This is a genomic window from Citrobacter sedlakii, from assembly GCF_018128425.1.
GTDB classification, from domain to species: domain Bacteria; phylum Pseudomonadota; class Gammaproteobacteria; order Enterobacterales; family Enterobacteriaceae; genus Citrobacter_A; species Citrobacter_A sedlakii.
Genome location: NZ_CP071070.1, coordinates 1,774,411 through 1,796,837, shown reverse-complemented (window position 1 = coordinate 1,796,837; position 22,427 = coordinate 1,774,411). Strand labels below are relative to the sequence as shown.

Annotated in this window: 13 protein-coding genes and 1 pseudogene; 9 read left to right on the top strand and 5 right to left on the bottom strand. The window is 58.0% G+C overall.

What is annotated here, in order from left to right; all coding sequences use genetic code 11:
* Positions 1-579 precede the first annotated feature (579 nt).
* Positions 580-2,163 carry a TerC family protein gene (locus JY391_RS08440; RefSeq protein ID WP_060569279.1) on the top strand — a complete coding sequence of 528 codons (1,584 nt, stop codon included), beginning with the start codon at positions 580-582 and terminating at the stop codon, positions 2,161-2,163.
* 69 nt (positions 2,164-2,232) lie between these two features.
* Here the strand turns inward: JY391_RS08440 and asmA are convergent, their stop codons facing one another.
* The 3 genes from asmA to udk all read right to left on the bottom strand — a co-directional run bounded on the left by asmA (position 2,233) and on the right by udk (position 5,422).
* On the bottom strand, positions 2,233-4,086 hold the full coding sequence (gene asmA, locus JY391_RS08435) for an outer membrane assembly protein AsmA (protein ID WP_211935559.1): 1,854 nt from the start codon (positions 4,084-4,086) through the stop codon (positions 2,233-2,235).
* Positions 4,087-4,107: 21 nt separating this feature from the next.
* The gene (gene dcd, locus JY391_RS08430) at positions 4,108-4,689 is read right to left on the bottom strand and encodes a dCTP deaminase (RefSeq protein ID WP_042284348.1); all 582 of its coding nucleotides are present in this window, start codon (positions 4,687-4,689) and stop codon (positions 4,108-4,110) included.
* Positions 4,690-4,780: 91 nt separating this feature from the next.
* The gene (udk, locus tag JY391_RS08425) at positions 4,781-5,422 is read right to left on the bottom strand and encodes a uridine kinase (RefSeq protein ID WP_042284352.1); all 642 of its coding nucleotides are present in this window, start codon (positions 5,420-5,422) and stop codon (positions 4,781-4,783) included.
* Between the two features lie 259 nt (positions 5,423-5,681).
* Between udk and JY391_RS08420 the strand changes: the two genes are divergently transcribed.
* Entirely contained in the window at positions 5,682-8,654 is a 2,973-nt protein-coding gene (locus JY391_RS08420; protein ID WP_211935558.1) for a diguanylate cyclase domain-containing protein, read from the top strand.
* Here the strand turns inward: JY391_RS08420 and alkA are convergent.
* Positions 8,622-9,491 (bottom strand): DNA-3-methyladenine glycosylase 2, encoded by an 870-nt coding sequence (alkA, locus tag JY391_RS08415; protein WP_211935557.1) that lies wholly within the window; start codon positions 9,489-9,491, stop codon positions 8,622-8,624. The genes JY391_RS08420 and alkA overlap by 33 nt on opposite strands.
* A gap of 136 nt (positions 9,492-9,627) precedes the next feature.
* Between alkA and yegD the strand changes: the two genes are divergently transcribed.
* Positions 9,628-10,980 (top strand): molecular chaperone, encoded by a 1,353-nt coding sequence (gene yegD, locus JY391_RS08410; RefSeq protein WP_181822929.1) that lies wholly within the window; start codon positions 9,628-9,630, stop codon positions 10,978-10,980.
* A 101-nt stretch (positions 10,981-11,081) separates the two neighbouring features.
* On the opposite strand, the pseudogene JY391_RS23750 reads toward yegD, so the two are convergent.
* A pseudogene (locus JY391_RS23750) lies at positions 11,082-11,138 on the bottom strand (type I toxin-antitoxin system Ibs family toxin); the annotation flags it as partial.
* A gap of 279 nt (positions 11,139-11,417) precedes the next feature.
* Between JY391_RS23750 and JY391_RS08400 the strand changes: the two are divergent.
* Genes JY391_RS08400 through baeR form a run of 6 tightly spaced genes read left to right on the top strand, consistent with a single transcriptional unit; the run spans position 11,418 to position 22,399 of the window.
* On the top strand, positions 11,418-12,665 hold the full coding sequence (locus JY391_RS08400; RefSeq protein ID WP_211935556.1) for an MdtA/MuxA family multidrug efflux RND transporter periplasmic adaptor subunit: 1,248 nt from the start codon (positions 11,418-11,420) through the stop codon (positions 12,663-12,665).
* Positions 12,665-15,787 (top strand): MdtB/MuxB family multidrug efflux RND transporter permease subunit, encoded by a 3,123-nt coding sequence (locus JY391_RS08395; RefSeq protein ID WP_211935555.1) that lies wholly within the window; start codon positions 12,665-12,667, stop codon positions 15,785-15,787. The genes JY391_RS08400 and JY391_RS08395 overlap by 1 nt, the downstream gene beginning before the upstream one ends.
* Positions 15,788-18,868, top strand: a complete 3,081-nt coding sequence (gene mdtC, locus JY391_RS08390) for a multidrug efflux RND transporter permease subunit MdtC (RefSeq protein ID WP_211935554.1) — start codon at positions 15,788-15,790, stop codon at positions 18,866-18,868.
* On the top strand, positions 18,865-20,280 hold the full coding sequence (locus tag JY391_RS08385; RefSeq protein ID WP_211935553.1) for an MFS transporter: 1,416 nt from the start codon (positions 18,865-18,867) through the stop codon (positions 20,278-20,280). Before mdtC ends, JY391_RS08385 begins: the two co-directional genes overlap by 4 nt.
* Entirely contained in the window at positions 20,277-21,680 is a 1,404-nt protein-coding gene (gene baeS / locus JY391_RS08380) for an envelope stress sensor histidine kinase BaeS (protein WP_042284375.1), read from the top strand. The genes JY391_RS08385 and baeS overlap by 4 nt, the downstream gene beginning before the upstream one ends.
* Positions 21,677-22,399: an envelope stress response regulator BaeR gene (gene baeR, locus JY391_RS08375; RefSeq protein ID WP_042284377.1), complete on the top strand. Its 723-nt coding sequence runs from the start codon at positions 21,677-21,679 to the stop codon at positions 22,397-22,399. Before baeS ends, baeR begins: the two co-directional genes overlap by 4 nt.
* Positions 22,400-22,427: the final 28 nt, after the last annotated feature.

The following is a 22,427-nucleotide window of genomic DNA, read 5'->3' as shown; positions in this document are numbered from 1 at the left end:
TAACTGGCATCAGTCCTAAAAAATTTGAATTCATCCGTAAGCTATTGACAGAATAATGCAGACTCGTCATCAGGCGTTCAGGCACGCTACCGCCCTTGGCTTTTTAGCTACCAATACACTGATTAAGTTAGATTTTTGCAAACCTCGTGATTTTTCTCCTGCCACAACAGAGAAATACGTAAGGTAATAAGAATGTCGGCGGTTAATGATTAACGATGCCGGTCAATATATTTCTTCACACCTCATTAACGCTGGAAGAATTGTTACAGCTAACGTATTAGCAGGCAAGGCAACAAGCCTGCTATTTTGTCTTTTTAAGATTAATATTAAGTCATATAAAGCGGCATTTTTAGGAATTACTTGATGTTGACAAAATGCATATATTCCACCGAGTCTGCGATATATCCGAAATTGTTTTTAATCCAGAATTTATTCCCGACAGAAACATTAAGGTTATTATTACGGGTGGGAAGAAATACAAAAGCAGGATAAATCCCGCTCTGGCATTGCATTTTCCGCCAGCTTTATCCATGATCGAATTGTGACAATTGTCATATAACGAAGGGTTTTACGCTTACTATGGAATGGATTGCCGATCCGTCAATCTGGGCCGGTCTCGTCACGCTGGTGGTGATCGAGCTGGTCCTCGGCATTGATAATTTAGTCTTTATTGCCATCCTCGCCGAAAAACTGCCGCCCGCGCAACGAGACCGCGCGCGCATCACCGGCCTGATTCTGGCGATGCTGATGCGCCTGCTCTTGCTGGCGTCAATCTCCTGGCTGGTCACCCTGACGAAGCCGCTCTTTAGCGTTCAGAGCTTAAGCTTTAGCGCGCGCGACCTGATCATGCTGTTCGGCGGGTTCTTCCTGCTGTTTAAAGCCACGATGGAGCTTAACGAACGGCTGGAAGGGAAAGACAGCGACAACCCCACCCAGCGCAAAGGGGCTAAATTCTGGGGCGTGGTGGCGCAAATCGTGGTGCTGGACGCCATCTTCTCGCTTGATTCGGTCATTACCGCCGTCGGTATGGTGGATCACCTGGCGGTGATGATGGCGGCGGTAATTATCGCGATTACGCTGATGCTGCTCGCCAGCAAATCACTGACCCGTTTTGTCAACAGCCACCCGACCATCGTCATTCTCTGTCTGAGTTTCCTGTTAATGATCGGCTTTAGCCTGGTGGCGGAAGGTTTTGGTTTCCACATTCCGAAGGGCTACCTGTACGCCGCTATCGGCTTCTCGGTGATGATTGAAGCCCTGAACCAGTTGGCTATCTTTAACCGCCGCCGCTTTCTTTCCGCAAACCATACGCTGCGCCAGCGAACGACCGAAGCAGTGATGCGCCTGTTAAGCGGGAAGAAAGAGGACGCCGAACTGGATGCGGAAACAGCCTCGATGCTGGTGGATCATGACGACACGCAAATTTTCAACCCGCAGGAACGGCGGATGATTGAGCGCGTACTCAACCTGAACCAGCGCACCGTCAGCAGCATTATGACCTCGCGCCATGATATCGAGCATATCGATCTCTGCGCGCCCGAGGCGGATATCCGCGCCCTGCTCGAAAAAAACCAGCATACGCGACTGGTGGTCACCGGCGAAGATGACCAGGAGGATCTGCTTGGCGTGGTGCACGTTATCGATCTGCTCCAGCAGTCGCTGCGCGGAGAGCCGCTCAACCTGCGGGTACTGGTACGCCAGCCGCTGGTGTTCCCGGAAACGCTCCCGCTGCTGCCGGCGCTGGAGCAGTTCCGCAACGCCCGCACGCATTTTGCCTTTGTGGTTGACGAGTTTGGGTCTGTCGAAGGGATTGTGACGCTGAGCGACGTGATGGAAACCATTGCCGGTAATTTGCCGAACGAAGTGGAAGAGATCGACGCCCGCCATGATATTCAGAAAAATCAGGACGGTTCGTGGACGGCAAACGGTCATATGCCGCTGGACGATCTGGTGCAGTATGTTCCCCTGCCGCTCGATGAGAAACGCGAGTATCACACCATCGCCGGCCTGTTGATGGAATATCTGCAGCGTATACCGAAAGAGGGTGAGGAGGTTCAGGTGGGCGACTACTTGCTGAAAACGCTACAGGTAGAAAGTCATCGCGTACAGAAGGTGCAACTGATTCCGTTACGCGCGGACGAAGACGGGGAATACGACGCGTAGTGGCAATCGCCGGACAGCGGCGCTTCGCGCCCTGTCCGGCCTTACAAAAAGGGACTCGCCAGAGGCGGTTTACAGCTTATCCAGCAGCTTCCTGACGTCTTTGCCGTCGCGGGTATCTTTGTTCCGCTCCGCCCAGTCATTGAGACGACGTTTCGCTTCATCCTGGACATGCTTACGCAGCACTTGATCAACCTGCAGGTTATAATTCAGCGCCTGCCACTTACCGTAAACCCGCAGCGGCACCGGCGTGTTTTTCAGGAAATCGATCAAATTACTTTCCCCTTTCCAGCCGCCGAGCACCCGCACGTTAAACTGCGTGTCGCACGACTCTCCGACCAGATCGAGCGTACCTTTACCGGTCAGGGCCAGCACAGAGGATTCGCCTTCCATGCTGTTCAGCCCCAGCTTACCGTGGTCGAGCGTCAGGTCAGTGACGAAACGATCGAGACGGGTGGCGTTATCGTAATTACGCATCGCCTCAACGTCGCCGCCGCTGCGTTCCACCGCCTGCTGAACCAACTGCTGAAAGTTCATGCCATCCATCCGCGTATCGCGCATCTCGACGCGCGCCTGACCTTGCCAGTTATGGCGAAACGCCTGGGCATCAATGTCCGCGCCGGAGAAATCGCCCGTCAGCGACATTTTACCGGTCAGGGCAATGGGATAATGGAACGCGTTCAGAATCGTGCCTATCTCCACATCATTAAGACGCGGCTGGAACACCACGCGCGGAGTGTCAGCGCTGGCATCCAGCGTGCCGGGCAGTGAAATCGTGCCGCCATCAAGCTTGCCCTCGAGCTGCGCGATTTTCAGCACGCCGGCCTGATTCGTCATTCGCGTCGAAACGGCCGAGAAATTCATCCCGCGCCATAATACGCTCTCCGCATTCAGCGCGATCTCCGCGGAAAACCCCTTCAGCCCCTGGTAGGCCGGTTCATCGACCCGGCTGGCGATGACCGGTCGGGCCAGAGACGATGACGTCACGCCCTGCTCGCCACCGCCGTTAGCGCCGCTGCTGTTTTCCGACAGCGGAATAATGGAATCCAGATTCAGCTTGCCGAAATTCAGGTTAATGCGCCAGGCCGGTTGCTCCGTCAACGTCACCTGGGCGCTTCCGGTCAGCGTACTGTCGTTCGCTGTCAGATCAAGCTGGCTGAACGAGAGTAATTTCGCGTCTTCCTGCCACTGCGCCTGAAGCTGTCCTTGTCCCTGAATCCCCTGTTTCGGCAGATCGGCGCCCTGGAGCTGCCAGCTAAGCTGCTGGATCCCGGCAGAGAGGTTATGCGGATAGTCGGACGCATCCACCGTACCGTTTAAGGCCAGATTCAAATCACGCTGATCGCGGTTAATCCGCCCGGAAAACTCAAAAGCGCCGCGATGCTGCGCATCCTGCTCCATTTGCAGGCGGATGTCGCGAACGGTGACCTGCTCATCATTTTCATGCTGGAACACCAGCACGCTGTCGGCCACCCGCAGGCTGGCGATATCAAACGACCAGCCGCGATCTTCCGCGACGTCCGGTAAGTTATTGTCTTTGGGAGGCACCGGCGCGTTTTCATTGCGCGCCGCTTCCGTTTGCGGGGTGAGCTGAATCACCGCGCCTTTGAGCATCACCTGCTTGACGCTCAGCTGATGGCTAAGCAGCGGCCACAGCGCAACGTCAAGCCGCATGTTATCGGCGCGCACCAGCGGTTCACTGGCGCCTTTCGCCGTCAACGCCATGCGTCCGGAGAGGATACTGAGCTGAGGCCAGACGTGCCAGCGCAGTGGGCCATCCAGCTGTAGCTGATAGCCGCTACGCGCCGCGACCTGTTGCACCATATAGGTACGGAAGTCGTTCGGGTTGACCAGCATTACTAACGCAGAAAAGCCGGCCACCAGCACGACCAGCAAAATCATCAGCGTCGTCAGAAATCGTCTCATGCTATCCTCAGTGGATCAGACTCAGTCTTTATCAATCCGGCTGGCGACCGCGCCCTGCTGATCGCGATATTTGGCATCTTCGCGACGGTTATAGGGGCGAAGCGCCGGACCGGAAAGCGGTTCAAAGCTCAGCGCGCCGATCAACATGCCGGGGCGCAGCGCCAGCGGCAGTTTACCGGAGTTATAAAATTCCAGCACGATACAGCCGGACCAGCCGGGATCGATACGGTGGGCGGTCACGTGCACCATCAAGCCAAGACGCGCCAGGGAAGAGCGGCCATCCAGCCAACCGACTAAATCCGCGGGTAAAGTCACCGACTCATAGGTCACCGCCAGCGCCAGTTCGCCCGGATGGAGATAAAACGCTTCGCCGTCGGCCAGCGCAATCTCGTCGCTCATTACGCGGTCGAGCGCGGCGCTGACTTCATCTTTTGGCCCACTTAAATCGATAAATGCTGCGGTGTGGCCGCTGAAGGTACGGAATTTATTGCCAAGGCGCACATCCACCGTCGCGCCATTAATACGCTCCACAGGCGGACGCGGGTTGATCGACAAACGGCCTTCATCAAGCCAGGCTTCAATATCTCGGTCACACAGACGCATGGCACTTTCTCCTTTCGTGCAGCAGGCCCTTAACGCATTGTGTCGCAAGGGCAAACCAGGTTATCACTGAACGGTACACAATTCGCAGGGCTTATTCAAAGAACTGACTGATTTTCGCTTTCAGAATATCGATGGCGATGCGGTTTTTCCCGCCGCGCGGCACGATAATATCCGCATACTGCTTGGATGGCTCGATAAACTGCAGGAACATCGGACGCACCGTTTTCTGGTATTGCGCCATCACGGAATCCATGGAACGCCCGCGCTCGTTAACGTCGCGCTTGATGCGGCGCATCAGGCAGATATCCAGCGGTGTATCGACAAAAATAGAGAAGTTCATCTCTTCGCGCAAACGGGCGTCGGTGAGCAGCAAAATGCCTTCCAGAATAATGACTTTCTTCGGCTCCACGCGCACGGTTTCTTTCATGCGGGTGTGTTCGACGTAGCTGTAGACCGGCAGTTCAATCGCGCAGCCGCGCTTAAGCGCTTGCAGATGTTGAAACAACAGGCTGTGATCCATCGCGTTGGGATGGTCATAGTTGGTTTTTACGCGTTCTTCCATCGACAGATGGCTTTGATCTTTATAGTAGCTGTCTTCGGGGATCACGCCGATATGTTCGTCACCGACTTGTTCACGTAATTCACGATAAAGAGTACTGGCAATAAGACTTTTGCCAGAAGCCGATGCGCCAGCAATACCGATAATGACGCACTGATGAGACTGATCAGTCATAAATTTAGCGACCTGAATAACCTGTAAGGAAGGGAGACGCCGGAGCGTCAAACGCCGGCAATTATACACAAATTCAGACAAGATGCATCGCGGCGAAACGTCACGCCAGCCCCGTCCCTGCGCCCTGATGACTTCTGGATTGACGGCAAATTATGCGCAGCCGGGATATAAAAGGTAAAAAGTTTGTACTAGCATAAACACAGACTCACACTGACGCGTCCTGGCGTGCTTCGACGTTCCCGGCTATTCGGATAGGGTAATGAGTAAACCAACCCAACATGTTTTAGTTCCCTTGCCGCACCCTCTGCTGCGCTTCGTCAGTTTAGGTCTGGCGGCGTTTGTTTTTACGCTCTTTTCACTGGAATTATCCCAGTTCGGCAATGCGTTAGCGCCTCTGTGGTTTCCTACTTCCATTATGATGGTGGCTTTTTACCGCCATGCCGGTCGCATGTGGCCGGGCATCGCCCTCGCCTGTTCTCTGGGCAGTATTGGCGCCTCGCTGGTGCTGTTTCCCCCGGGCGCGCTCAACTTTACCTATACGGCGATAAACATTATTGAAGCGGCAACAGGCGCGCTGTTGCTGCGCAAGCTCCTGCCTGGGTATAACCCGTTACAGAATCTGAACGACTGGATCCGTCTGGCCTTCGGCAGCGCGGTGATCCCCCCACTGCTCGGCGGGATGCTGGTCTGGATGTTGTCTCCGCACGATACCCCGCTGCGGGCGTTTCTGTTCTGGGTGCTGTCAGAATCCATCGGCGCGCTGGCGCTGGTGCCATTGGGCTTGCTGTTTAAGCCACACTATCTGCTGCGCCACCGCAACCCTCGCCTGCTGCTGGAAACGCTGCTGACGCTGATCGTCACGCTGGTGCTAAGCTGGCTGGCGATGAAGTTTGTCCCCTGGCCGTTTACCTGCGTCATCGTGCTGCTGATGTGGAGCGCGGTGCGCCTGCCGCGCATGGAAGCTTTTTTAGTCTTTCTCGCCACGGTGATGGTGGTTTCACTGATGCTGGCCGCCGACCCGTCGCTGCTGGTTACGCCGAAGGTGAATCTGCTGACGCATCTGCCGTGGCTGCCGTTCCTGATGATCCTGCTGCCGGCGAATATCATGACCATGGTGATGTATGCGTTTCGCGCGGAACGTAAACACATTACGGAAAGCGAAGAACGCTTCCGTAACGCCATGGAATATTCCGCCATCGGCATGGCGTTGGTCGGTACCGAAGGACAGTGGTTACAGGTCAACAAAGCGTTGTGTCAGTTTCTTGGCTACCCGCAGGACGAACTGCGCACGCTCACGTTTCAGCAACTGACCTGGCCGGAAGATCTGCATAACGATCTGGAGCAGCTCGACATGCTGGTGCGCGGCGACATCAACAGCTATTCGCTGGAGAAGCGCTATTACACCCGCAGCGGTGAAGTGGTGTGGGCGCTGCTGGCGGTTTCTCTGGTTCGTCATACTGACGGCACGCCGCTCTACTTTATTGCTCAGATTGAAGACATTAACGATCTTAAACACACGGAATGGGTAAATAAGCGCCTGAATGAAGCGCTGTTTCAGGAAAAAGAGCGGCTGCACATTACCCTCGACTCCATCGGCGAGGCGGTGATCTGTGTAGACGTCGATATGAAAATCACCTTTATGAACCCGGTCGCTGAAAAAATGAGCGGCTGGCAGCAAGAGAACGCCATCGGCGTACCCTTACTGACAGTGCTGCACATTACCTTGGGCAATAACGGTCCGCTGATGGAAAACATCTACAGCGCGGATATGTCCCGCTCGGCCATCGAACAGGACGTGGTGCTGCACTGTCGCAACGGCGGCAGCTACGATATTCACTACAGCATCACTCCGCTCACGACGCTGGACGGCGGGAACATTGGTTCGGTTCTTGTGATCCAGGATGTCACCGAGTCACGCAAGATGCTGCGCCAACTGAGCTACAGCGCCACGCATGATGCGCTCACACAGCTGACTAATCGCCCCAGCTTTGAGACCCGGCTAAAGCAGTTGCTGCAAACGGTGCGCAGTACCCACCAGCATCATGCGCTGGTATTTATCGATCTCGACCGTTTTAAAGCTGTCAATGACAGCGCCGGTCACGCCGCGGGCGACGCGTTACTGCGCGAACTCGCCCAACTGATGCTCGGTTTGCTTCGTCCTGGCGACGTACTGGCGCGTCTGGGCGGTGATGAGTTTGGCCTGTTGTTGCCGGACTGTCATCTTGAAAGCGCGCGCGTTATCGCCACCCGGCTCATCACTGCGGTTAACGAGTACCCTTTTATGTGGGAAGGCCGTCTGCACCGGGTTGGGGCCAGCGCGGGCATCACGCTCATTGACGACGACAACTGCCAGCCGGTGGAAGTGATGTCACAGGCCGATATCGCCTGTTACGCCTCGAAAAATAGCGGTCGCGGTCAGGTCACCGTCTACGAGCCGCAGCAGGAAATGGCGCAGCACCCGCGCGCCATGATGTCGTTGGATGAACAGTGGCACATGATAAAAGAAAACCATCTGCTGATGTTAGCCCGCGGCGTCGCGTCGCCGCGTATTCCGGAAGCGCGCAGCTTGTGGCTCATCTCACTTCGTCTGTGGACCAGCGAGGGCGAGGTTATGGAAGAACAGGCGTTTCGCGCCGGACTGGCAGACCCGGCGCTCAATCATGCGTTGGATCGGCGGGTCTTTCATGCCTTTTTCCATCATGCCGCCCCGGCGGTCGCGCACAAAGGACTGAGCATCGCCCTGCCGCTGTCCGTCGCCGGATTAACCAGCGCGACACTGATAGACGAACTGTTGCAACAACTGGAAAAAAGTCCGCTGCCGGGGCGTCTGCTGCACCTGATTATTCCGGCGGAAGCACTGCTGCTCCACGCGCAAGAAGCCGCGCCCGCCTTGCGGACCCTTCGTCAGGCGGGCTGTCGCATTATCCTCAGCCAGATCGGGCGCGACCTGCAAATCTTTAATCTGCTGGCCCCCAATATGGCCGACTACCTGCTGCTCGACAGCGAGCTTAGCGCCAGCATCCACAGTAACCTGATGGATGAAATGCTGGTATCGATCATCCACGGTCACGCCCAGCGTCTGGGATGCAAAACTATCGCCGGCCCGGTGCAGACGGCGGTAGTCATGGATACGCTGTCGGGTATCGGCATCGACCAGATCTATGGCGACATCATTACGGAAGCCCAGCCTCTGGATCTGCTACTGAATACCAGTTACTTCGCCATCAACTGACGGTTGCCAGCCGTCGGTATACCAAATGTGCAACAGGGCGTAGGAGCGCCAGGGTTTCCAGCGCTCCGCGTAGCGCCGGATCTGCGCCGACGTCATGCCCGCAAATCGCTGTTTGATCAGGTAATCATCCGGCAAAAACACGTCTTTCGCCTGCCAGCCTCTGAGTGCGAAATAGTTCGCCGTCCAGCGTCCAATCCCCGGAAACGCCTGTAGCGCTTTCACCCCAGACTCAACATCTTCAGGCGCGCTGGTGGGCAGTATCCCGTCACGCGCGGCCCGCGCGAGGTGGATCAGCGCCTCAGCGCGTTTAAGCGGCATTCCCAGCGCTTTCAGATCCAGCGGATCGGCGCCGGCAAGGATGTCAGGGCCGGGGAAACAGACGTAGCCTGGCGCGTCGGCCAGCGGTTCGCCATAGCGCTGCGCCACTTTTGCAGTGAGCTTTGCCGCCATCGCCACGCTAACTAACTGCCCCAGGATTGCCCGTACACCTTGCTCAAAGGCATCTACCGAACCGGGCAGGCGCAACCCCGGACGCGCCGCGCCCAGATCGCCAAGTGCCCGGGTGATTTTCGTCGGCTCGCAGCCGAGATCGAACAACCGCGCCATTTTTTCCAGACAGACATCCGCTACCGGCAGCAGCCCCCCGGTTAAGGTGACCGCCAGCGTATGCGTCCGTTCATCGGGCACCACGCTGACTATCCCCCGATGCTCCCCTACCGCCAGGCTGCGCGTATAGCGCATATCACCGACCATTTCCACACCGCTCACCGCACGAGCGGCGAGAAAACCCAACATCCAGGACCAGTCATAAGGCGGCTGCCAGTTCAGAAAAAACATCACCCACTCCTTTTTCTGCAAACCCTGAGCATAACCCCTATTCCATTGTTACGCCTTGCTTTCATATTCCAGTTGTCGGCGCGATGACATTTCGCTAAAGTCACGCCCCTTCTTCACTGGCATGGGGATTTATAAGGTGTTTATTGGCTTTGATTACGGTACCGCGAACTGCTCGGTCGCGATCATGCGCGACGGCGCGCCGCAGTTACTGAAAATGGAAAACGACAGCACGCTGTTACCGTCAATGCTCTGCGCGCCCACCCGGGAAGCCGTGAGCGAATGGCTGTTCCGCCATCACGCTGTACCAACGCCGGATGAAGAGACGCAGGCGCTGCTGCGCCGGGCGATCCGCTTCAACCGCGACGAAGATATCGAGGTTCACGGCGGCAGCGTCCAGTTCGGCCTGTCTTCGCTGGCGCAATACGTTGACGATCCGGAAGAGGTCTACTTCGTTAAGTCGCCCAAGTCTTTTTTGGGCGCCAACGGACTCAAACCACAACAGGTTGCGCTGTTTGAAGATTTGGTTTGCGCCATGATGCTGCACATCCGAAATCAGGCGCAACATCAGCTTGCCGACGCGATTACCCAGGCCGTCATCGGTCGCCCGATCAACTTTCAGGGGCTGGGCGGTGACGAAGCCAACCGTCAGGCGCAGGGCATTCTGCAGCGGGCCGCTACCCGCGCCGGATTCCAGGATGTGGTCTTTCAGTACGAGCCGGTCGCGGCAGGGCTGGATTATGAAGCCACCCTGCAGGAAGAAAAACGCGTACTGGTCGTGGACATCGGCGGCGGAACCACCGACTGTTCGCTGCTGCTGATGGGACCCCAATGGCACCATCGCGCCGACCGTGGTTCCAGCCTGCTCGGACACAGCGGTTGCCGCGTCGGCGGCAACGACCTCGACATCGCGCTGGCGTTCAAAAACCTGATGCCGCTACTCGGCATGGGCGGCGAGACCGAAAAAGGCATTGCCCTGCCGGTGCTGCCGTGGTGGAACGCCGTGGCCATCAACGACGTTCCGGCGCAGAGCGATTTTTACAGCAGTGCCAACGGTCGCCTGTTGGACACGCTGGTACGCGATGCCCGCGAACCGGAAAAAGTGGCGTTGCTGGTGAAAGTCTGGCGTCAGCGGCTGAGCCATCGTCTGGCGCGCCGCGCCGAGGAGTGCAAAATCGCCCTGTCCGACCAGCCAGAATTTACCGCCACACTGCCGTTTATTAGCGATGAACTGGCGACCGCCATCAGCCAGCAGGGGCTGGAAACAGCGCTGGATCAACCGTTAACGCGAATTCTGGAACAGGTGCGACTGGCGCTGGATAACGCTCAGGAGAAACCGGATGTGATCTACCTGACCGGCGGCAGCGCCCGCTCGCCGCTGATTAAAAAAGCGCTGGCGAGGCAATTGCCGGGCATTCCGATTGCCGGCGGCGATGACTTTGGTTCGGTGACCGCCGGACTGGCGCGCTGGGCGGAAGTTGTTTTCCGCTAACCGCCTCGCAGGCTGCAAGCTAACGCATTGACATGAGCGTTGGTGTGGCTTAGTTTCAGGAGTGAGGGTAAGGGAGGGTCGCCCCTCCCCCTGGTGTCTGAGTAAGCCTGGAAGCTAATGACTAAGAGTCTCACCAGTATGATGACTGACTTCATCATAACCCTTTTCTTATTCTGGCCCCTTCCTCGGGAGGGGCTTTCCCTTTTCAGCGTCATGCTGAAATCCGTGGCTTACCTCTTTCATCGCCTTGCCGCCACTCTAACGCCATTTTCCGCCAGCGCTTTTTTCGTTATCGATTGTTGCGTAACGTCTCGCAAAGCGCGCCGCCATTAGGATGAATCCGTACCGGGTTTCATAATTCCTCCATTTTTCTCCCTTGATGGCTGTCTAAACTAGTATCATTCCGTGAAACGTTTCAGGATGAGAAACTCATAACGATGAAAGGCAGTAACAAATCCCGCTGGGTGATAGCTCTCGCGGTGGTCGTGGCGGCCATCGCCGCAGTCTGGTTCTGGCAAAACCATAGCGAGCCGCAGAGCGCGGCCCCGGGCGCGACCGGGCAGGCGAAAGCGCCTGCGGGCGCGGGTCGTCGCGGGATGCGCGCCGGTCCGCTGGCGCCCGTACAGGCGGCGACCGCCGTTGAACAGGCGGTGCCGCGTTATCTCAGCGGATTAGGAACGATTACCGCCGCCAATACCGTGACGGTGCGCAGTCGCGTCGACGGGCAGCTACTGGCGCTGCACTACGAAGAAGGCCAACAGGTCAAAGCGGGCGACCTGCTCGCTGAAATCGACCCCAGCCAGTTTAAAGTCGCGCTGGCACAGGCGCAGGGCCAACTGGCGAAAGATAAAGCGACGCTGGCGAACGCCCGCCGCGATCTGGCCCGTTACCAGCAACTGGTCAAAAGCAACTTAGTTTCTCGCCAGGAGCTGGACGCCCAACAGGCGCTGGTCAGTGAAACCGAAGGCACGATTAAAGCCGATGAAGCCAGTGTTGCCAGCGCGCAATTGCAGCTTGACTGGAGCCGCATCACCGCGCCAGTGGACGGTCGCGTGGGGCTGAAACAGGTGGATGTGGGTAACCAGATTTCCAGTGGCGACACCACAGGTATTGTGGTGATCACCCAGACGCATCCGATCGATCTCATTTTTACCCTGCCGGAAAGCGATATCGCCACGGTGATGCAGGCGAAAAAAACCGGTAAGCCGCTGGTGGTGGAAGCCTGGGATCGCACCAACGCGCAGAAGCTGAGCGAAGGCGTGCTGCTGAGCCTCGACAATCAGATTGACCCCACCACCGGCACCATCAAAGTGAAAGCCCGCTTCACGAACCAGGATGACACGCTGTTCCCCAATCAGTTTGTTAACGCGAGAATGCTGGTGGATACCGAACAGAACGCGGTGGTTATACCCACCGCCGCCCTGCAGATGGGCAACGAAGGTCACTTTGTCTGGGTGTTAAATGACGAAAACAAAGTCAGTAAGCATCGGGTACAAACCGGTATTCAGGACAGCCAGAAGGTGGTGATCAGCGCCGGGATTTCCGCTGGCGACCGCGTGGTTACCGACGGTATTGACCGTCTTACCGAAGGGGCGAAAGTGGAGGTGGTGGAAGCGCAAAGCGCCACCGCGCCTGACGCAAAAGCCACCGCGCGCGAATACGCCAAGAAAGGAGCGCGCTCCTGATGCAGGTATTACCTCCAGGCAGCACCGGCGGCCCGTCGCGTCTGTTTATTATGCGTCCTGTCGCCACCACCCTGCTGATGGTGGCGATACTGCTGGCCGGGATCATCGGCTATCGTTTTCTGCCCATCTCCGCACTGCCGGAGGTGGACTATCCAACCATTCAGGTGGTCACGCTCTATCCCGGCGCCAGTCCGGATGTGATGACCTCCGCCGTCACCGCCCCGTTAGAACGCCAGTTCGGCCAGATGTCCGGCCTCAAGCAAATGTCGTCGCAAAGTTCCGGCGGCGCTTCGGTGGTCACGCTTCAGTTCCAGCTCACCCTGCCGCTGGACGTGGCCGAACAGGAGGTGCAGGCGGCGATTAACGCGGCGACCAACTTGCTGCCAAACGATCTGCCGAACCCACCGGTGTACAGCAAAGTCAACCCGGCGGATCCGCCCATCATGACGCTTGCCGTCACCTCCAGCGCCATGCCGATGACGCAGGTTGAAGATATGGTGGAAACGCGCGTCGCGCAGAAAATTTCCCAAGTGTCCGGCGTCGGTCTGGTGACCCTCTCCGGCGGGCAGCGTCCGGCGGTGCGGGTGAAGCTCAACGCCCAGGCGATCGCCGCGTTGGGACTGACCAGCGAAACGGTACGCAACGCCATCACCGGCGCCAACGTTAACTCGGCGAAGGGGAGCCTTGACGGCCCGACTCGTGCGGTGACGCTCTCTGCCAACGACCAGATGCAGTCCGCCGAGGAATACCGTCAACTGATCATCGCCTATCAAAACGGCGCGCCAGTGCGGCTGGGCGATGTCGCTACCGTCGAACAAGGGGCGGAGAATAGCTGGCTCGGCGCCTGGGCCAATAAAGAACAGGCGATTGTGATGAACGTTCAGCGCCAGCCCGGCGCCAATATCATCGCGACCGCCGACAGCATTCAACAGATGCTGCCGCAACTGAAAGAAAGCCTGCCGAAGTCGGTAAACGTGACGGTGCTGTCCGACCGCACCACGAACATTCGCGCTTCGGTCAGCGACACCCAGTTTGAACTGATGCTGGCGATCGCGCTGGTCGTGATGATTATTTATCTTTTCCTGCGTAACGTTCCCGCCACCATTATTCCCGGCGTCGCCGTTCCGCTGTCGCTGGTGGGCACCTTCGCGGTGATGGTGTTTCTGGATTTCTCGATCAATAACCTGACGCTGATGGCGCTGACCATCGCGACCGGTTTTGTGGTCGACGACGCCATCGTGGTGATTGAGAATATTTCGCGTTATATCGAAAAGGGCGAAAAACCGCTGGCCGCCGCACTGAAAGGGGCGGGCGAAATCGGTTTTACCATTATCTCCCTCACCCTCTCGCTGATTGCGGTACTGATTCCGCTGCTGTTTATGGGCGATATCGTCGGACGCCTGTTTCGCGAGTTTGCCGTCACGCTGGCGGTGGCGATACTTATTTCTGCCGTGGTGTCGCTTACCCTGACGCCGATGATGTGCGCCCGAATGCTGAGCCAGGCATCCTTGCGCAAACAAAATCGCTTTTCCCGGGCCTCGGAACGTCTGTTTGAGCGGGTGATCGCCGGGTATGGCCGCTGGCTGGCGAAAGTGCTTAACCACCCGTGGTTGACGCTCAGCGTGGCGTTGGGCACGCTGCTGTTAAGCGTGATGCTATGGGTGGTCATCCCGAAAGGCTTCTTTCCTGTGCAGGATAACGGCATTATTCAGGGCACCCTGCAGGCGCCGCAGTCCAGCTCGTTTGTCAGCATGGCCCAGCGTCAGCGGCAGGTGTCCGACGTGATCCTCAAAGACCCGGCGGTGGAGAGCTTAACGGCGTTCGTTGGCGTCGATGGCACTAACCCGTCGCTGAACAGCGCGCGGCTGCAAATCAACCTGAAGCCGCTCGACGATCGTGACGATCGGGTGCAGAAAGTGATCGCCCGTCTGCAGGAGGCGGTGGCGCGTGTTCCCGGCGTTAACCTCTATCTTCAGCCGACGCAGGATCTGACCATCGACACCCAGGTGAGCCGCACCCAGTATCAGTTTACGCTTCAGGCCACGTCACTGGACGCCCTCAGCACCTGGGTGCCTCAGTTGATGGACAAACTGCGGCAGTTGCCGCAGCTTTCCGATGTCAGCAGCGACTGGCAGGACAAGGGCCTGGTGGCGTATGTGAAGGTCGATCGCGACAGCGCAAGCCGGTTAGGCATCAGCATGGCGGACGTCGATAACGCCCTGTATAACGCTTTTGGCCAGCGGCTGATTTCAACGATTTATACTCAGGCTAATCAGTACCGCGTAGTCCTGGAGCATAATACCGAAAGCACGCCAGGACTGGCGGCGCTGGACACCATTCGCCTGACCAGCAGCGACGGCGGCATCGTGCCGCTGAGCGCTATCGCCAGCGTTGAACAGCGCTTTGCGCCGCTCTCCATTAACCATCTGGATCAGTTTCCGGTCGCCACCCTGTCGTTTAACGTCCCGGACGGCTATTCGCTGGGCGATGCGGTGCAGGCGATTCTCGACGCGGAAAAAACGCTTAATCTGCCAGTGGACATCACCACCCAGTTCCAGGGAAGCACCCTCGCCTTCCAGGCTGCGCTGGGCAGTACGGTGTGGCTGATTGTCGCGGCGGTGGTGGCGATGTACATCGTGCTCGGCGTGCTGTACGAGAGCTTTATTCATCCGATCACCATCCTGTCCACCCTGCCAACCGCTGGCGTCGGCGCGCTGCTGGCGCTGATGATCGCCGGAAGCGAACTGGATGTAATAGCGATCATCGGCATCATTTTGCTGATCGGCATCGTCAAGAAAAACGCCATCATGATGATCGACTTTGCCCTTGCCGCCGAACGCGAACAGGGCATGGCGCCGCGCGACGCGATTTATCAGGCCTGCCTGCTGCGTTTTCGCCCGATCCTGATGACCACCCTTGCCGCGCTGCTGGGCGCTCTGCCGCTGATGCTTAGCACCGGCGTTGGCGCAGAGCTGCGCCGTCCGCTGGGGATCGGCATGGTCGGCGGTCTGTTGGTGAGCCAGGTGCTGACGTTGTTTACCACGCCGGTTATTTATCTGCTGTTTGATCGGCTGTCGCTGTACGTAAAAAGCCGCTTCCCGCGTCAGGATGAGGAAGCGTAAATGAAATTTTTCGCCCTGTTCATCTATCGCCCGGTGGCGACGATTTTGATTTCCGTCGCCATTACCTTGTGCGGCGTGTTGGGGTTTCGTCTGCTGCCCGTCGCCCCGCTGCCGCAGGTGGATTTTCCCGTGATTATGGTCAGCGCCTCGCTACCGGGCGCGTCGCCGGAAACCATGGCGTCGTCGGTGGCGACGCCGCTGGAGCGATCGCTGGGTCGCATCGCCGGCGTCAGCGAAATGACCTCAAGCAGTTCGCTTGGCAGCACGCGGATCATTCTGCAGTTTAATTTTGATCGCGACATTAACGGTGCGGCGCGCGACGTACAGGCGGCGATCAATGCCGCGCAAAGCCTGCTGCCCAGCGGGATGCCGAGCCGCCCCACCTACCGTAAAGCCAACCCGTCCGATGCGCCGATCATGATCCTGACGCTCACCTCGGACACGTATTCGCAGGGCGAGCTGTATGACTTCGCCTCCACGCAGCTGGCGCAGACTATCGCGCAGATCGACGGCGTCGGCGATGTTGACGTGGGCGGCAGTTCGCTGCCCGCCGTGCGCGTGGGATTAAATCCGCAGGCGCTGTTTAATCAGGGCGTGTCGCTTGACGACGTGCGCACCGCCATCAGCAATGCCAACGTGCGAAAACCGCAGGGCGCGCTGGAGGACGCCAGCCATCGCTGGCAGATCCAGACCAACGACGAACTGAAAACCGCAACAGACTATCAGCCGCTGGTGATCCACTATAACAACGGCGGCGCGGTACGCCTGGGGGACGTCGCAACGGTGACCGACGCGGTGCAGGACGTGCGCAACGCCGGGATGACCAACGCTAAACCGGCTATTTTGCTGATGATCCGCAAGCTGCCGGAAGCCAATATTATCCAGACGGTCGACAGCATTCGGGCAAAGCTGCCAGAGCTACAGTCCACCATTCCAGCGGCAATCGATCTGCAAATCGCCCAGGACCGCTCTCCCACCATCCGCGCCTCACTGGAAGAAGTCGAGCAGACGCTGGTGATTTCCGTCGCGCTGGTGATTCTGGTGGTCTTTTTGTTCCTGCGCTCCGGGCGGGCAACGCTGATCCCCGCCGTGGCGGTACCCGTTTCGCTGATAGGCACCTTCGCCGCGATGTATCTCTGCGGCTTTAGCCTGAACAACCTGTCTCTGATGGCCCTGACGATTGCTACCGGCTTTGTCGTCGATGACGCCATCGTCGTACTGGAAAATATCTCGCGTCATCTGGAAGCAGGGATGAAACCGTTGCAGGCGGCGCTGCAGGGAACGCGCGAGGTGGGCTTTACCGTCCTCTCGATGAGCCTGTCGCTGGTGGCGGTGTTTTTACCGCTGCTGCTGATGGGCGGCTTACCGGGACGCCTGCTGCGCGAATTTGCCGTCACGCTGTCGGTCGCCATTGGCATTTCGCTGCTGGTGTCCCTGACGCTGACGCCGATGATGTGCGGCTGGATGCTGAAATCCAGCAAACCGCGCGAACAAAAACGGCTGCGCGGCTTTGGCCGGATGCTGGTTGCCCTGCAACAGGGATACGGCAAATCGCTAAAATGGGTATTGAATCATACCCGCCTGGTGGGCGTGGTGCTGCTCGGCACCATTGCCCTTAACGTCTGGCTGTATATTTCGATTCCGAAAACCTTTTTTCCGGAGCAGGATACCGGCGTGCTGATGGGCGGGATTCAGGCCGACCAGAGTATCTCCTTCCAGGCAATGCGCGGGAAACTGCAGGACTTCATGAAAATCATTCGTGACGACCCGGCCGTGGATAATGTTACGGGTTTCACTGGCGGTTCGCGCGTTAACAGCGGGATGATGTTCATTACCCTAAAACCTCGCGGCGAGCGTAATGAAACGGCGCAGCAGGTGATTGACCGCCTGCGCGTGAAGCTGGCAAAAGAGCCGGGAGCAAACCTGTTCCTGATGGCGGTGCAGGATATTCGTGTCGGCGGACGCCAGTCGAACGCCAGCTATCAGTACACGCTGCTGTCGGACGATCTGGCCGCCCTGCGGGAATGGGAGCCGAAGATCCGTAAAGCGCTGGCAGCCCTGCCCCAACTGGCGGATGTCAACTCGGATCAACAGGATAACGGCGCCGAGATGAATCTGGTTTACGATCGCGAAACCATGTCGCGCCTCGGTATCGACGTGCAGGCGGCGAACAGCCTGTTAAACAACGCCTTTGGCCAGCGGCAAATCTCCACCATTTACCAGCCGATGAACCAGTACAAAGTGGTGATGGAAGTCGATCCGCGCTATACCCAGGACATCAGCGCGCTGGAGAAAATGTTCGTGATAAACAGCGATGGCAAGGCAATTCCGCTCTCCTATTTCGCCAAATGGCGACCGGCTAACGCGCCGCTGTCAGTGAATCATCAGGGGCTGTCTGCGGCTTCGACCGTTTCCTTTAACCTGCCGACCGGTTCGTCGCTGTCTGAGGCCAGCGAGGCTATCACCCGCGCGATGACCCAGCTTGGCGTGCCGTCGACCGTACGCGGCAGTTTCGCCGGCACCGCGCAGGTGTTCCAGGAAACCATGAATTCACAGGTGATCCTGATTATCGCCGCCATTGCCACGGTTTATATCGTGCTCGGAATACTGTATGAAAGCTATGTTCACCCGCTCACGATTCTCTCCACCCTGCCTTCAGCGGGCGTTGGGGCATTGCTGGCGCTGGAAATTTTCAACGCCCCGTTCAGCCTGATTGCGCTGATTGGCATCATGCTGTTAATTGGTATTGTAAAGAAAAACGCCATTATGATGGTCGACTTTGCGCTGGAAGCGCAAAGACAGGGTAACCTCAGCCCGCAGGAAGCGATTTTCCAGGCCTGTCTGCTGCGTTTTCGCCCGATAATGATGACCACGCTGGCCGCGTTATTTGGCGCGCTGCCGCTGGTGCTTTCCGGCGGCGACGGCTCCGAACTGCGCCAGCCGCTGGGGATCACCATTGTCGGCGGTCTGGTGATGAGCCAGCTGTTAACGCTCTATACCACACCGGTGGTGTATCTCTTTTTCGACCGCCTGCGGCTGCGTTTTTCCCGGAATAAAGGTGACCCGATAACTGACCTATGACAGAACTTCCTAACAGCACCCGCTGGCAACTGTGGATTGTAGCCTTCGGCTTTTTTATGCAGTCGCTGGATACCACCATTGTGAATACCGCGCTTCCCTCGATGGCGACAAGTCTCGGGGAAAGCCCGCTTCACATGCATAGGGTGATTGTGTCATATGTACTGACCGTGGCGGTGATGCTCCCCGCCAGCGGCTGGCTGGCGGATCGGGTGGGCGTGCGGAATATCTTTTTTACGGCGATTACGCTGTTTACGCTGGGATCGCTGTTCTGCGCGTGGTCCAGCACGCTAAATGAACTGGTAATGGCGCGCGTATTACAGGGCGTGGGCGGCGCAATGATGGTGCCGGTTGGCAGGCTGACGGTGATGAAGATCGTTCCGCGCGCGCAGTACATGGCGGCGATGACTTTCGTCACGCTGCCGGGTCAGGTCGGTCCGCTGCTGGGACCCGCGCTGGGCGGGATCCTCGTGGAATACGCCTCCTGGCACTGGATCTTTCTGATTAATCTGCCGGTTGGCATCGTCGGCGCCATTGCCACGCTGATGCTGATGCCCAACTACACCCTGCAAACCCGGCGTTTCGACCTGTCGGGTTTTCTGCTGCTGGCCGCCGGCATGGCGCTGCTGACCATTGCGCTGGACGGCAGCAAAGAGACGGGAATGACTCACTTCGCCCTCGGCGCGCTGGTGGTATGCGGCATCGCGGCGATTTTGCTGTACCTCAACCATGCCAGAAACAATCCACGCGCCCTGTTCAGCCTGACCCTGTTTCACACGCCGACCTTTTCGCTCGGTTCGCTGGGCAGCTTTGCCGGACGCATCGGCAGCGGCATGCTGCCCTTTATGACCCCGGTCTTTTTGCAGATTGGCCTTGGCTTCTCGCCGTTTCACGCCGGGCTGATGATGATCCCGATGGTCCTTGGCAGCATGGGCATGAAGCGCATTGTGGTGCAGGTGGTTAACCGCTTTGGCTATCGTCGGGTGCTGGTATGCACCACGCTGGGGCTCGCAGGCGTAACGCTGCTGTTTATGTCCGCCGCCCTGCTGGGCTGGTACTACGTGCTGCCGTTTGTCCTGCTGTTGCAGGGGATGATTAACTCGACGCGTTTCTCATCCATGAACACCCTGACGCTGAAAGATCTGCCGGATGAGCTGGCCAGCAGCGGCAACAGTTTATTGTCGATGATTATGCAACTGTCGATGAGTATCGGCGTAACCGTGGCTGGCCTGCTGTTGGGTATGTTCGGACAGCAGCACGTCACCGCCGACAGCGGCGCAACCCACACAGTCTTTATATACACCTGGCTTTGCATGGCGGTGATCATCGCTCTGCCCGCCGTTATCTTTGCCCGTGTCCCCCATGACACGCATAAAAATGTCGTCATTGCGCGGCGCAAAAGGAGAACCAGATGAAGCTCTGGCGGCCCGGCATTACCGGCAAACTGTTTCTGGCGATTTTCGCCACCTGCATCGTACTGCTTATCAGTATGCATTGGGCGGTTCGCGTCAGCTTTGAGCGCGGATTTATCGACTACATCAAGCACGGCAACGAGCAGCGCTTAACCCTGCTGGGCGACGCGCTGGGCGAACAGTATGCGCTGCACGGCAACTGGCGCTTTTTGCGAAATAACGACCGCTTTGTGTTCCAGATCCTGCGCTCGTTCGAGCATGAGAGAGATGACGACAAGCCCGGGCCCGGCATGCCGCCGCACGGCTGGCGCACTCAGTTCTGGGTGGTCGATCAAAACGCCAGAGTCCTGGTCGGCCCACGCGGTCCGGTGCCGCACGACGGCTCACGGCGGCCGATTATCGTCAATGGCGTGGAGGTTGGCGCAGTGATCGCCTCTCCTGTAGAGCGCCTGACCCGCAATACCGACATTAATTTCGACAAGCAGCAGCGGCGTACCAGTTGGCTTATCGTCGCGCTCGCCACGCTGCTCGCGGCCCTGGCGACCTTCCTGCTGGCGCGTGGGCTGCTGGCCCCGGTCAAACGCCTGGTTGACGGGACTCACAAGCTGGCGGCGGGCGATTTTACTACCCGGGTGACCGCCACCAGCGCTGACGAGCTGGGCAAACTGGCGCAGGACTTTAACCAACTGGCCAGTACCCTGGAAAAGAACCAGCAGATGCGCCGCGATTTCATGGCCGATATCTCTCATGAACTGCGCACGCCGCTGGCGGTACTGCGCGGAGAACTGGAGGCGATTCAGGACGGCGTTCGCCAGTTCACGCCGGAGTCGGTGGCATCATTACAGGCTGAAGTGGCGACGCTGACCAAGCTGGTGGACGATCTGCACCAGCTTTCCATGTCCGACGAAGGCGCGCTGGCCTATCAAAAAACGTCCGTGGATTTAATCCCGCTGCTGGAAGTGGCGGGAGGCGCGTTCCGGGAACGCTTTGCCAGCCGTGACCTGACGTTACAGCTTTCCCTGCCGGACAGCATCCAGATGTTTGGCGATCGGGATCGTCTGATGCAGCTTTTTAACAATCTGCTGGAAAACAGCCTGCGCTACACCGACAGCGGCGGAAAATTGCACATCAGCGCCGAACAGCGCGACAAACGGGTGCTTCTCGTTTTTGCCGATTCTGCGCCGGGCGTCAGCGATGAGCAGTTACATAAACTGTTTGAGCGCTTTTACCGCGCCGAAGGCTCTCGCAACCGCGCCAGCGGCGGCTCCGGACTGGGGCTGGCGATTTGCGTCAACATTGTTGAAGCGCACAATGGCCGCATCCACGCTGCCCATTCGCCTTTTGGCGGGGTTAGCATTACAGTAGAATTTCCGCTGGAACGCGATATACAGAGAGACGTATGACTGAGTTACCCATTGATGAAAACACACCGCGTATTCTAATCGTGGAAGATGAACCCAAGCTGGGGCAGTTACTGATCGACTATCTGCGCGCCGCGAGCTATGCCCCGACGCTGATTAGCCATGGCGACAAGGTGCTGCCCTATGTGCGCCAGACGCCGCCCGACCTGATCCTGCTGGATCTGATGCTGCCGGGGACTGACGGCCTGACCCTGTGCCGTGAAATACGCCGCTTCTCTGACGTGCCGATTGTGATGGTCACGGCCAAGATTGAAGAGATCGACCGTCTGCTGGGGCTGGAGATTGGCGCGGATGATTACATCTGCAAACCGTACAGCCCGCGAGAAGTCGTCGCCCGCGTGAAGACCATCCTGCGCCGTTGTAAGCCGCAGCGCGAGCTACAACAGATGGACGCCGAAAGCCCGCTGATTGTCGACGAAGGCCGTTTCCAGGCCTCCTGGCGCGGGAAGATGCTCGACCTGACCCCGGCGGAATTTCGTCTGCTTAAAACCCTTTCGCACGAACCGGGAAAAGTGTTTTCCCGCGAACAGTTGCTCAACCGTTTGTATGATGATTATCGCGTCGTCACCGACCGCACCATTGACAGCCATATCAAAAACCTGCGCCGTAAGCTGGAAGCGCTGGACGAAGAGCAGTCGTTTATCCGCGCGGTGTACGGCGTAGGCTACCGCTGGGAAGCGGACGCCTGCAGGATGGCTTAATCCCTATTTTTTTCAGGACAACATTGCC